Raw genomic sequence first — 13,096 nt, 5'->3', positions numbered from 1 at the left:
TCAATGAAGGAGCAGACATCATGACTCAATCCGCAATCGCAGGCTTCACCTCGGGCACGTGGCAGATCGACCCCACGCACAGCAATATCAGCTTCAGCGTGCGTCACCTCGTCACGAAGTTCCGCGGCAGCTTCACCGATTTCGCGGCGACGCTCACCACCGGAGAAGACGTGCTCGACTCCAGCGTGAGCGCCGACATCAAGGCCGCCAGCATCTCGACCGGCAACCCAGATCGCGACGGCCATCTGCGGACGCCTGACTTCTTCGATGTCGAGAATCACCCCGAGCTCACGTTCCGTTCGACTGCGGTGCGGTATGACGGCGATGACCTGGTGGTCACCGGAGACCTCACGCTGCGCGGAGTCACGAAGAGCGTCGACTTCCAGGTCGAGGTCGGGGGCATCACGACGAGCCCGTACGGCCAGACCGTTCTGGGCATCGAAGCCGACACGACGATCAAGCGCGAGGAGTTCGGACTGGAGTGGAACAGCGCCCTTGAGACCGGCGGCGTGCTGCTGGGCAGCGATGTGAAGATTCACATCGAGGCCGAGTTCGTGCTCGACCAGCAGTGATCGTCTGCCGCCGGCCGCGCTGAGCCGGTGACAGAGCACGACGGCCACGGGAGATCCTGAGATCGATCCCCGTGGCCGTCGCCGTGTCTGCAGTCTGAGGCGACGCGGCAGCGTGGTGCGCGGCTTCACGAAGAGTTCACGGAATGGCCGTTCGAACCCAGGGCGCGCTGTGGGGCACGTTCTGTGGGTGCGATAGTCTGGAGGGGCACCGACGCACAACGAACAGATGGAGATCTCATGCCCGACGGACTGCTCATCACTGGTGTGGGGGAGACCTCTGGAAAGTCGCTGGTCACCATCGGGCTGCTGCGCCAGGCTGCTGCTCGGTACGCTCGTATCGGGTTTCTGCGGCCGATCACATCTGCTGACAAACCGACCGAGTCGCGCATCGTCCAGCTGGCCGAACGGCTGCTTCCCGAAGGCGCCCTGACCGCTGTCTCGGTGATGACCGCCGCGCATGCCGAAGAGCTGGTGGCCGACGATCGCACAGACGAGCTCATCGCCGAATGCCTCGGCGCCTTCGAGAGGCTCGCCGCCGAAGTCGACTTCGTCATCATCGAGGGCACCAACGCCATCACCGTGCCCGTGCACGGTGAGCCAGACGTGAACGTCGCTCTGGCGCGGCACCTCGACGTGCCGCTGCTTGCGGTCGTCGACGGCTTCGGGCGCAACGCCGCTCGTGTCGCCGCCGCGGTCTCGCTCACCCGGCAGCGACTTCGCCAGGCGCGTTCCACCCTGATGTGCATCGTGGTCAACCGCGTCTCACCCGAGGTCATCGACGAGGCCCGCACCCTGATTCCCTCGGGGTCGCTCGGGCGCCCCGTCTACCTGCTGCCCTATGTCGAGAGCCTCTCGTGGCCGAGTGTCGAAGAGACGGCGGAAGCCATCGAGGCGCTGCGCATCGGCACCAATGGCGACGCCGATCATCTGGTGCGTCGCATCACGGTGGCAGCGATGGAGGCCGAGCACGCGCTCTCCGTCATCGGCTCGGGAGCGCTCGTCGTCGTGCCCGGTGACCGCGTCGAGCTCATCGAAGCGGTGCTCCAGGCCGCCCTCGCCCCAGAGGCCGTGATCATCAGCGGTGACTTCGACATCTCCGAGCGCCTGCAGCGCGTCGTCGCCGCGGGCAGCATCCCCGTCTACGGCAAACGCGCCGACACCTTCGCCGTCGCACAGGCCGCCAGTCGGGTTCGCGGCGAGATCGGTGCAGGCAACCCGACCCGCACTCGGCAGGCGCTGAAGACTTGGGACGAGCACGCCGACGGCGCCGAGATCCTCTCGCGTTTCGAGTTGTCCCTGCGCGACGTGACCACCCCCGAGCGCTTCGCCTACGAGCTCGCCCGTCGAGCCCGTGCGGCTCACGCTCGAATCGTGCTTCCCGAGGGAGGCGACCCGCGCATCCTCACGGCAGCAGCAGAGATCGCGAAGCAGGGTCTCGTCGATCTCGTGCTCTTGGGCGACCCTGACGAGGTGGCGAAGCTGGCGCGTCTGCACGGGGCGAGTCTCGATGGCATCGAGATCATCGACATCGATCAGTCCCCTCTGCTCGACGAATTCGCACAGACCTACCAGCAGCTGCGCGCCCACAAAGGGGTGACGCTCGAACAGGCGGCACAGCAAGTCCGCGACCCCAGCTTCTTCGGCACCCTGCTGGTGCACTCGGGGCAGGCCGACGGAATGGTCTCGGGCGCGATGCACACGACCGCCGACACGATCCGTCCCGCCTTCCAGATCATCAAGACCCGGCCCGGCGTCCGCGAGGTCTCGTCAGTGTTCCTCATGTGCCTGCCCGATCGGGTGCTGGTCTATGGCGACTGCGCCGTGATTCCGAACCCGACGCCCCAAGAGCTCGCCGGCATCGCCGTGGCCAGCGCCCAGACGGCGGCCGCCTTCGGCATCGAACCTCGGGTGGCGATGCTGTCGTACTCGACCGGAACCTCAGGACACGGCTCCTCGGTCGACGCCGTGCGCGAGGCCACCGAGCTGGCTCGCGCGGCCGCACCCGAACTGCCGGTTGAAGGGCCGATCCAGTACGACGCCGCCAGCAACCTGAAGATCGCGGCTGGCAAACTGCCCGACTCGCCGGTCGCCGGGCGCGCGACGGTCTACGTGTTCCCCGATCTGAACACGGGCAACAACACGTACAAAGCGGTGCAGCAGTCGAGCGGTGCGATCGCCATCGGGCCGGTGCTGCAGGGGCTGCGCAGGCCCGTCAACGATCTGTCCCGCGGCTGCACCGTCGATGACGTGGTCAACACCATTCTGGTGACGGCCGTACAGGCGGGGGCCACGAAAGCCGCCGAGACGCAGAAAGAGGACAACGCATGAGCATGCTGCTGGTGAACGCGGGTTCGTCGAGCCTGAAGCTGAGCGTCGCCGATCAGGACGAAGTCGTCTACAACCGCACGGTTGCGACGCCGCCGGCCGAGATCACCGACGAAGCGTGGGCCGAGCTGATCGCCGACTTCTCGTCGGTGAGCGGCGATATCGAGGTCGTCGTGCATCGCGTGGTGCACGGCGGTCGTCTCTTCGGTGAGGCCGCGATCGTCGACGACAAGGTGATGGCCGGCATCGAAGAGCTCACCGATCTGGCGCCGCTGCACCAGCCGCCGTCGGTGGCGACTCTAGAACGGCTGCGTGCGCTGCTGCCGGAGGCGACGCAGATCGCCTGTTTCGACACTGCGTTCCACGCCAGAATGCCCGCCGAGGCCTATACCTACGCGATTCCTCGTGAGTGGCGCGAGGGGCTCGGGGTGCGCCGGTTCGGCTTCCACGGTCTTGCACACGAGTACAACGTGCGCGAAGCCGCACGCATTCTCGATCAGGATCTCTCCGAGCTGCACATCGTCAGCGCCCACTTGGGCTCGGGTGCCTCCCTGACGGCGGTGCGCGACGGACACAGCGTCGACACCACCATGGGCTTCACTCCGCTGGAGGGTCTGGTCATGTCGACCCGTTCCGGCACGATCGACCCAGCGGTGTCGGCATGGCTCGTGGCGAACACCGGCCTGAGCGTTCGCGAGGTCATCTCGCGGCTTGAACGCCAGTCTGGTCTGCTCGGCCTCGCCGGTGACACGCACATGGGCAACATCGTGAACCGTGCGCATGCCGCCGAGCCTTCGGCACAGCTCGCGCTGGCCGTCTGGGCGCATCGTGCGGCAGGCATGATCGGGCAGATGACGATCGCTGCTGGTGGGCTCGACGCGCTCGTGTTCAGCGGCGGCATCGGCGAGAACTCGCCGGCTGCACGCGCACTCGTGCTCGAACGTCTGCGCCCGCTCGGCGTTCGCTTCGACGAGCGGCTCAACCGCCGCAACGAGATGAACAGCCAGATTCAGACCGAAGGCTCGTCGGCCGCGATCATCCTGGTCAAGACTCGCGAGGACGTGACGATGATCCGGCAGGCCGAGGCCCTCCTGTGGCAGCGCGATCACTGATCGCCTGCTGCGCGTAGCGCAGATAGGCCTCGGTGTTTCGCTCGCGATGAGCTCGGATGAAGGCCTCGACCTCGTCGGGCGAGGTCTTCTTCTCGAGCATCTGCAGCAGGTGCTCGTGCTCTTCGACCAACCCGTCGACACGCCCGGGCAGCAGGCCGAAGACGGCGCCTTTGACCGCGGCGGCCTTGGCCCAGCCCTCGTTGAGCGTCTGCATGAGGTAGCGGTTGGGGCAGTCGCGGTAGAGCACGCGGTGAAAGAGCGTGCTGAACCGGTTGGCCTCGGCGAAGCGTGACGCCTTGAGCGCCTCGATCAGATGGCGGTTGTAGAAGCGGGCCTCGTCGATGGTCTGCTGCCGGATGTGCGGAACGGTCTGTGCGACGGCAGCGCCTTCGAGCACCGAGAGCGTCGACATCATGTGCCGGTACTCCTGCGGCCGGAAGTCGGTCACCTGTGCACCGACGTTGTGAGCGAATGTGACCAGGCCCTCTGACTCGAGCAGCCGGATCGCCTCACGAACCGGAACCGGAGACATCTTGAGCTCACGAGCCAGCTGCGAGATGACGAGACGCTGGCCTGACTGCAGTCTGCCTGCGGCGATCGATCGCTTGATGGCGTCGCGCGCCTGCAACGCCTTGCTGTTCGTCTGCTGCTCGGTCATCGTGTTCTCCCTCAGGATCCCGCGTCAGTCGCAGTCCTCGATGACTGCCGTGATCATAATAGGACAGTCCCGAGAAAATGCCCGTCGGCAGGCCGCAGACCCACGGAATCACCGGCCCCGACCAGAGCGGCCCACGTCGGTCTGACAGGCGCACGTCGTCGGCTGCGGGTACAATCTCTGCCGTGCACCCCCCAATCGACTTCGGCAACGCGTCTGCCCGCGATCTGCCCCCGGCCTACCCGCGCCGTGCGGCACGAGGCACCGCGAGTCGACTGCGCGCCTGGCAGGCTGAGGCTCTTGAGCGGTACTTCGCCGAACAGCCCAGAGACTTTCTCGCCGCAGCGACCCCTGGAGCCGGCAAGACCACCTTCGCACTGCAGCTGGCTGCAGGACTGCTCGATCAGGGGACCGTCGATCGTGTGCTGGTCGTCGCGCCCACCGAGCATCTGAAGCGCCAATGGGCCGAGGCCGCCGAGCGAGCGCTCATTCGCCTCGACCCGAACTTTCGCAACGCCGATCGCGTCTTCGGCTCGCACTACGTGGGTGTGACGGCAACCTATGCACAGGTCGCCGCCAACGTCGAGGTGCACAAGGCGCTCGCCGAGGCGAAGCGCACCCTGGTGATTCTCGACGAGGTTCATCACGGCGGTGACGCACTGAGCTGGGGCGACGCCATTCGCGAGGCCTACGCGCACGCCACACGGCGTGTCTGTCTGACTGGTACGCCGTTCCGCTCTGACGAAGCGCAGATCCCCTTCGTCACCTACGAGCCGCAGCCCGACGGCTCGAAGATCTCACGCGCCGACTACACCTACGGTTACGGCCGCGCCCTGCACGACGGCGTGGTGCGCCCGGTGATCTTCCTGACCTACGCCGGCAACATGCGCTGGCGCTCCCGCAGCGGTGACGAGATGAGCGCCGATCTGGGCGCACCGGCGACCAAAGACATCATCGCCCAGGCCTGGCGCACGGCGCTCGACCCGCGCAGCGACTGGATCGGCTCGGTGCTGCGTGCCGCGGATGCTCGGCTCACGCAGGTGCGTCGGGGAGTGCCCGACGCCGGCGGGCTCGTGATCGCGACCGACCAGACGCAGGCTCGGGCCTACGCCGGCATCCTCAAACAGATCACGGGGGAGTCGGCGACCATCGTGCTGAGCGACGAAGACGGCGCCAGCGATCGCATCGAAGAGTTCTCGGCAGGGCAGCAGCGCTGGATGGTCGCCGTGCGCATGGTGTCGGAAGGCGTGGACGTGCCTCGGCTGGCAGTCGGCGTCTACGCGACGAGTGCGAGTACGCCGCTCTTCTTCGCCCAGGTCGTCGGGCGATTCGTGCGAGCTCGCAAACGAGGCGAGACGGCCACCATCTTTCTGCCCAGCGTGCCCGGTCTGGTGGGTCTGGCACACGAGCTCGAGGTCGAGCGCGACCATGTCTTGGGGGGCCCGAAAGACCGGGACGACGACGGTCTCGAAGACTCGCTGCTCGAACAGGCGAACCAACGCGAGGCCGCATCCGACGATCTGCTCGACGGCGTCGACTTCGAGCCGCTCGAGGCACAGGCCGCCTTCGACCGCGTGCTCTTCGAAGGCGACGAGTTCGGGTCGGGCGCCGAAGCCGACAGCTTGGAAGAACAGGACTTCCTCGGTTTCCCCGGCCTGCTCGAACCCGACCAGGTGCGCTCGCTGCTGCGGTCTCACCAAGACGAGATCACGAAGCGCAAACAGCGCAGGGCGGCGGCGACGCCCGAGACCGAGGCCGCGTCGAACGAGCCGCTCTTCAAACAGCTGAAGGCCAAGCGGGCCGAACTGCACCAGGCGGTCTCGGTCTGGGCCCAGATCAGCGGCGAGTCGCACAGCAGCATTCACTCCAAGCTGCGGCGCATCAGCGGTGGCCCTGCGGTGCCGCAGGCAGACCTCGGGCAGCTGCAGAAGAGGCTGCAGACCGTTCGCGGCTGGATGCACCGCGGACGTCGCTGACGCGCAGCGCCGCTCTTCGCCATCCTGGCGCCGAACGTCGTGTCAGCACGGCGCAGAAGCACTCGATTCGAGCTGTGACAACGTCGATTCGTCTCGATTCGACACAGGTTAGGGTCGTCTACTTTGCACTTGTATACAAGCCGGAGTAACGTCTCCAACAGGTGTCGCCGACAGGTGTCGGAGACCGAAATTTCACTGGAGTGAAGAGGAACGCACATGACCGATACATTGGCCGTGCTGCAGAGCGACCCCACGGCACTGGCGCTGGCGCGCTGGCAGTTCGGGCTGACGACTCTGTACCACTACCTGTTCGTGCCGCTGACGATCGGGCTGATGCTCATCGTCGCGATTATTCAGACCGCTTGGGTGCGCACCGGCAAGGTGAAGTACCTGCAGCTGACGAAGCTCTTCGGCAAGATCTTCCTGATCAACTTCGCCATGGGCGTGGTGACGGGCATCGTCCAGGAGTTCCAGTTCGGGCTGAACTGGTCGGAGTACTCGCGCTTCGTCGGAGACATCTTCGGCGCCCCGCTGGCCATGGAGGGGCTCTTCGCCTTCTTCTTGGAGGCCACGTTCATCGGCGTCTGGATCTTCGGCTGGAACAAGGTGTCGAAGGGCGTGCACCTCGCGTCGGCGTGGCTGACGTCGATCGCGACCATCCTCTCGGCCTACTTCATCATCGCCGCCAACTCGTTCATGCAGAACCCGGTGGGCTACGAACTGAATCCGAACCGTGGGCGCGCAGAGCTGACCGACATCGGCCAGGTGCTCACGAACCCGGTTGCGGTTTCGGCGTTTCCGCACGCCATCACGGGCGCAGTCGTGTTCGCCGGTGCAGTGATCGTAGCCGTGAGCGCCTACCACCTGCGGCGCAATCAGCATGTCGAGACGATGCGCACCGGCCTCAAGATCGGTGCCTGGTCGGTGCTCGCGGGCTTCGCGGGCGTCTTCCTGAGCGGCGACCAGCTCGGCCTGGCCATGGTGCACACCCAGCCCATGAAGATGGCGGCTGCCGAAGCGATGTTCGAGACGAGCACTGGCGCAGACGCCTCATTCTCCGTCTTCACCCTCGGCACGCCCGACGGCCACAGCGAGCTCTTCTCTCTGCGCATTCCCTATCTGCTGTCGTTCCTCTCGACGCACACGTTCAACGGCACTGTCGAGGGGCTGACCGATCTGCAGGCGAAGTACACCCAGCAGTTCTGCACGGATGCGTTGAACCCTGCACTGACGTGCCCGACTGATGGGTCGTTCATGCCGGTGCTCTGGATCACCTACTGGAGCTTCCGCTGGATGATCGGTCTGGGAGCGTTCAGCGCGCTGATCGCTCTGGTCGCGCTGTGGATCACACGCAAGAAGAGCCGGATCACGGTGCCCGACTGGTTCTGGCGTGTCGCGATCTGGGCCGCTCCGGTGCCTCTGCTCGCCAACCTCGTCGGCTGGGTCTTCACCGAGATGGGTCGACAGCCCTGGATCGTGTTCGGCCTGATGACCACCGAACGTGCGGTCTCGCCGAACGTGCCGGCGTGGTCGGTCGGCCTGTCGCTGGCCCTCTTCACCTTGGTCTACGGAGCACTGGCAGTCGTTGAGTTCAAACTCATCAAGAAGGCGGCTCAGGCCGGTCCGCCAGAGTTCGACGCAGACCACAGCGGAGATGAGACCGCAGAGGTCGATCCCCACAAACTGGCGATCACGTACTAGTAATGGAGATTTGATCAAATGACTCTCGAAATTTTCTGGTTCTTCATCGTCGGGGTGCTGTTCGTCGGCTACTTCGTGCTCGACGGCTTCGACTTCGGCGTGGGCATGTCGCTGCCCTTCCTCGGCAAGAACGACACCGAGCGCCGCCAGATTATCAACACGATCGGCCCGGTCTGGGATCTCAACGAGACCTGGGTGATCGTGGCTGGCGCCTGCCTGTTCGCCGCCTTCCCCGAGTGGTACTCCACCCTCTTCAGCGGTGCCTACCTGGCACTGGTGCTGATTCTGATCGCGTTGATCTTCCGAGGCGTCTCGTTCGAGTACCGCCACCAGGGCCACCACGAGAACTGGAGCAAGTGGTTCGACTGGTTCATCGTGATCGGCTCTGCCGTTCCCGCCCTGCTGTGGGGTGTGGCGGTGGCCAACATCGTCAACGGTCTGCCGATTCTGAAGGTCGAGCACTCGTTCATCTATCAGGGCACACTGCTGACGCTGCTCAACCCGTACGCACTGCTGGGCGGTCTGACCACGCTGCTGCTGTTCTTCACGCACGGAGTGCAGTTCGTCGGGCTGAAGACCGACGGCAAGGTCAAGGCACGCGCCCATCGGCTGGGTCGCTCACTCGGCCTGATCACCATCGTCGTCGCGGCGCTCTTCCTGCTGTGGACCAACATCGCGCACTTCTCGCCGCTGGTGCTCGTGCTCTCGCTGCTCGCCGCTGTGACGCTGATCATCAGCTACTGGTGCAACTGGATCGAGCGTGACGGCCTCGGCTTCACCTTCACCGCTCTGACCGTCGTCTTCGCGGTGCTGGCGCTGTGGATGGTGCTGTTCACGAGCTACCCCGAGCACATGGTGATGCCGAGCACCTACGGTCTCGAGAACAGCCTGACGCTCACGAACGCCTCGAGCTCGACGAACACACTGTCGTTCATGACCTGGGTGGCGGCATTCGCTCTGCCGGTCGTGCTGCTCTACCAGGGCTGGACCTACTGGGTGTTCCGCAAGCGCGTTCGCCGCGTCGACATCGAGCAGGCGGCCGTGGCGCACTGACACCCCAGCTGCCGGAACGAACCGCTCCAATCGTCTGCACGACTACACTGTTGTGGCAGGCGAGGGGAGCGGTTCTTCCGTCTGCAGGACGCAGCCACCTGGGGCGTGGGGCTGCGCAGAGATCTTCGAACACGAGGTGAACCATCAAACCCATCGACCCCCGGCTGCTGCGCCGGGCAACGGCCGCCCGAGGCTATCTGCTCGTCAGCGGGCTCATCGGTCTGCTGCAGATCGCCTGCATTCTGGTCTTCTCATGGGCGGTGGCACAATGCGTGGCCGGTGCGCTCATGCAGCATCTGACCTGGAACGAGAGCCTGCACCTGGTCGCACTCGCCGCGGCCGCCCAGGCGATTCGAGCCCTGCTGGCATACGCGTGGAACGTCTCTTCAGAGTTCGCCGCGGCAAAGGTCAAAGCCCAGCTGCGTGAGCAGATGGCTGAGCGGTTCGCGGCACTGGGCCCCGCCTGGCTCGCCAGCCGCTCTGCTCCGCAGCTCACGACCGTCTATGGGCGTGGTCTGGACGCGCTCGACGGCTACTTCTCGAAGTTCCTTCCGCAGCTGGTGCTCACGGTCATCTCGGTGCCGGTCTTCCTGTTCGTGCTCTGGCGCGAAGACCTGCCGTCTGCGATCACAGTGGGCGTCACCCTCCCGCTGATCCCGATCTTCATGATCCTGATCGGCTGGTACACCCAGCGGGTGCAGAACTCCGAATGGGAGGCCTCACGAACACTCTCTGGTCACTTCGTCGACGTCGTCACCGGTCTCTCCACGCTCAAAGTCTTCGGGCGGCAGTGGCACCAGCGTGACGTGATCTCGACCGTGACCGACCACTACCGCCAGCGCACCATGCGCGTGCTGGGCATCTCGTTCATGTCGGGCTTCGTGCTGGAGCTCGCGTCGACCCTGGCGGTCGCACTCGTCGCCGTGTCGATCGGCACACGTCTCATCGGCGGCGAGATCGATCTCTACACCGGTCTCTTCGTCCTGCTGATCGCACCAGAGGCCTTCTCTCCGCTTCGCCTCGTGGGCTCGCATTACCACGCGGCCACCGAGGGCATCTCGGCCGCCGACGACGCGCTGAGCGTGCTCGACGAGCCAGATTCTCGGCCTGGCGCGCACCCGGCCGCCCCGATCCGCAGCGCCAGGAGCGACGCGACCACGGCATCCGCAGAGTCACCGTCGAGCCTCAGACCCGCAGACCTGCGACTCGAAGACATCTGCGTCTCGAGAGGCGATGTCAGGCTGCAGACGGTCACGCTGCGCGCCGAGGCAGGCCGGCTCACCGTGATCAGCGGCCCGTCAGGAGCCGGTAAGAGCAGCATCTTCGCGGCGCTGCTCGGCTTCGCGCCGGCGACGGGTCAGGTGATCTGGCAGGGCGAACGCATCGACCTCGAACGAGACGCGCCGCTGCGGCCCGTCATCGCCTGGAGCGGACAGCGCACTGATCTCTTTCCGGGAACGATCGCGAGCAACGTCGCCCTCGGGCTCAACTCGGGCGACCACGTCGATGCCGATCTGCTGCGGCGCTGCCTGAGGCTGGCCGGCGCGGGTCGGCTCGATCTCGACCAGGTGATCGACCCTGTCGGCGGAGGCATCTCGGGCGGGCAGGCCCAACGCGTCTGCATCGCGCGCGCCTACTACCGCGCCTTCTCGCACGACTGCCGCATCGTGCTGCTCGACGAGCCGACGAGTGCCGTCGACGAGCAGACCGAACGCGAGATGATCGCCGGTATGCGCACCATGGCGCAAGACGGGCGCGTGGTCGTCGTCATCAGTCATCGTCCGCGTGTCATCGCTGCGGCGGATGCTCGCGTGTCGATCGCCGCGCAGCCGACGGGCCGCGCAGGCGGTGCGGTGGCGAGCGCATCCTCGGCGTCGCGTGACGAAAGAGACGGAGTGGTCGCATGAATCGTGGCAGGACTCTGCTGCCGGCACCCGGCGTCGACGAGCGGCTCGCCAGACTCGCCACCCCAGACCCGAAGCGCTTCTGGGCAGGTGTGCTGTTCGGCGTGCTGAGCGCCGCGGCCGCCATCGGGCTGACCTGGGCCAGCGCCTACCTCATCTCGGCGAGTGCGCTGCGCCCGCCCATCCTCACGCTGATGGCGATCATCGTGAGCGTTCGAGTCTTCGCGCTGGGACGCGCATCGTTCCGTTACATCGAGCGTCTGCTCAGCCACGACGCCGCGTTCCGAATGCTCGGGCGACTGCGCGTCGGCGTGTTCGAGCGACTGATACCGGGTGCGCCTGCGAACCTCTCGCATCTGGGCCGCGGCGACCTGATGAGCCGGTTCGTGTCGGACATCGACGATCTGCAGGATCTTCCCCTGCGCGTCTGGCAGCCGCTGCTCACTTCGCTGCTGGTGAGTGCCGTCACGACCGCGCTGCTCGCACTGATCTCTCCGATGGCGGGTCTCGTGCTCGCGCTGAGCCTGATCGGCGCCGCGGTGTTGGGCGGCGTGCTGCCTGAGCGGGCGACCTCGGCTCGCACCCGAGACGCGGCGCCGGTGCGTGCCGCGCAGAACGAGCACATGCTGCGCATGCTCGAGTCGATGGACGTGCTGACGGCCTATGACGCGCTCCCGCAGGCTCAACGCGAGGCTCAGAGTCTGGCGCGGCGGCAGTCGGTGATCGACCGCTCGCGTGCCGCCACACAGGGGCTCGTCGATCTGTGCCTGACCGGATTCACCGGCATCGCCGTGATCGGCGCGATCTGGGCGGGCGGCACCGATCTGCAGGCCGGAGCCTTTCCCGGCAGCTGGCTGGCGGTGCTGGTGCTGGTGCCGATGACGATCTTCGACGTCTTCTCGCAGGTGCCGACCGCCATGACGGCGATCGAGAAGGTGCGTGTGGCCTCGCACCGCATCGGTGCGGTCATCGACGACGGCAGGCGGCTCAACGGCGGGGCCGACGATGCCGGTTCCGGCGCGGGTGCAGACGGGGATGCCGGAGCCGAGCCCGCACCGCAGGCAGACGAGCGAGCATCCGCATTCGCGTCACTGCAGCTGCGAGACGTCAGCATCGGCTGGCCGGGAGCCGCGATCATCGCAGAGGGCATCGACCTCGACCTGAGGCCTGGCCGCCGTGTGCTCATCACCGGTGCGAGCGGTGCAGGCAAGAGCACGCTCGCTGCCACACTGGTGCGCTTTCTCGACCATCGCTCCGGAGGGTATGCGATCGATGCGCAAGATGTGCGCGACCTCGGCGGCGACCGCGTCCGTCGCGTCGTCGGTCTCTGCGAGCAGCGACCGCACCTGTTCGCGTCGACGGTGCGCGCCAACCTGCTGCTGGCGCAGCCCGAAGCCGAAGACGACCTGTTGCTCGCGGTTCTGCGCCGTGTGGGACTCAATGACCTGATCGAGTCACGCGAGGGTCTCGACACGGTGGTCGGAGAGAACGGACAGCTGCTGTCGGGCGGGCAGGTGCAGCGCCTCGCATTGGCACGGGCTCTGCTCGCAGAGTTCCCGGTGATCGTCTTCGACGAGCCCACGGCCAACGTCGACCCGGAGCTCGCAGACGAGCTGCTCGTCGATCTGCTCGCCATCGCTGGAACGCACGGCAGCACGAGAGACGGTCAGGCTGCCGCGGTCGTGCTGATGAGTCACGATCGGGTTCCCTCGGCGCTGGTCGACGAACATCTGCATCTGGCCGACGGGCGGCTCACGCGGGTCGACGCGGTCGAACAGGCGTGATCGAGTAACCTTGA

At 66.2% G+C, this 13,096-nt stretch carries 9 protein-coding genes; 8 read left to right on the top strand and 1 reads right to left on the bottom strand.

Features of this window, described 5'->3' with window-relative positions:
* Positions 1–20 precede the first annotated feature (20 nt).
* The 3 genes from F8O06_RS07950 to F8O06_RS07940 all read left to right on the top strand — a co-directional run bounded on the left by F8O06_RS07950 (position 21) and on the right by F8O06_RS07940 (position 4,009).
* Positions 21–572 carry a YceI family protein gene (locus F8O06_RS07950; RefSeq protein WP_192496839.1) on the top strand — a complete coding sequence of 184 codons (552 nt, stop codon included), beginning with the start codon at positions 21–23 and terminating at the stop codon, positions 570–572.
* 237 nt (positions 573–809) lie between these two features.
* Positions 810–2,900, top strand: a complete 2,091-nt coding sequence (gene pta, locus F8O06_RS07945) for a phosphate acetyltransferase (protein ID WP_158037720.1) — start codon at positions 810–812, stop codon at positions 2,898–2,900.
* Positions 2,897–4,009 carry an acetate/propionate family kinase gene (locus F8O06_RS07940; protein ID WP_158031214.1) on the top strand — a complete coding sequence of 371 codons (1,113 nt, stop codon included), beginning with the start codon at positions 2,897–2,899 and terminating at the stop codon, positions 4,007–4,009. The genes pta and F8O06_RS07940 overlap by 4 nt, the downstream gene beginning before the upstream one ends.
* Here F8O06_RS07940 and F8O06_RS07935 read toward each other — a convergent pair.
* Entirely contained in the window at positions 3,942–4,667 is a 726-nt protein-coding gene (locus tag F8O06_RS07935; protein WP_158037721.1) for a GntR family transcriptional regulator, read from the bottom strand. The genes F8O06_RS07940 and F8O06_RS07935 overlap by 68 nt on opposite strands.
* Before the next feature lie 77 nt (positions 4,668–4,744).
* On the opposite strand from F8O06_RS07935, the gene F8O06_RS07930 reads away from it, so the two are divergent.
* From F8O06_RS07930 to cydC, 5 genes are all read left to right on the top strand, one after another.
* Positions 4,745–6,640, top strand: coding sequence for a DEAD/DEAH box helicase (locus F8O06_RS07930; RefSeq protein ID WP_158037722.1), 1,896 nt, complete (start codon positions 4,745–4,747; stop codon positions 6,638–6,640).
* 216 nt (positions 6,641–6,856) lie between these two features.
* The gene (locus F8O06_RS07925; protein WP_192496664.1) at positions 6,857–8,341 is read left to right on the top strand and encodes a cytochrome ubiquinol oxidase subunit I; all 1,485 of its coding nucleotides are present in this window, start codon (positions 6,857–6,859) and stop codon (positions 8,339–8,341) included.
* An 18-nt stretch (positions 8,342–8,359) separates the two neighbouring features.
* Entirely contained in the window at positions 8,360–9,394 is a 1,035-nt protein-coding gene (gene cydB, locus F8O06_RS07920) for a cytochrome d ubiquinol oxidase subunit II (protein WP_158037723.1), read from the top strand.
* A 143-nt stretch (positions 9,395–9,537) separates the two neighbouring features.
* Positions 9,538–11,301 (top strand): thiol reductant ABC exporter subunit CydD, encoded by a 1,764-nt coding sequence (gene cydD / locus F8O06_RS07915; RefSeq protein WP_158037724.1) that lies wholly within the window; start codon positions 9,538–9,540, stop codon positions 11,299–11,301.
* Positions 11,298–13,082 carry a thiol reductant ABC exporter subunit CydC gene (gene cydC / locus F8O06_RS07910; protein WP_158037725.1) on the top strand — a complete coding sequence of 595 codons (1,785 nt, stop codon included), beginning with the start codon at positions 11,298–11,300 and terminating at the stop codon, positions 13,080–13,082. Before cydD ends, cydC begins: the two co-directional genes overlap by 4 nt.
* Positions 13,083–13,096: the final 14 nt, after the last annotated feature.

Source organism: Pseudoclavibacter sp. CFCC 14310, from assembly GCF_008831165.1.
In the GTDB taxonomy this organism is placed as follows: domain Bacteria; phylum Actinomycetota; class Actinomycetes; order Actinomycetales; family Microbacteriaceae; genus Pseudoclavibacter_A.
Note: the sequence above shows the minus strand (reverse complement) of the source record. Positions and strands in the feature narration are given on the sequence as shown.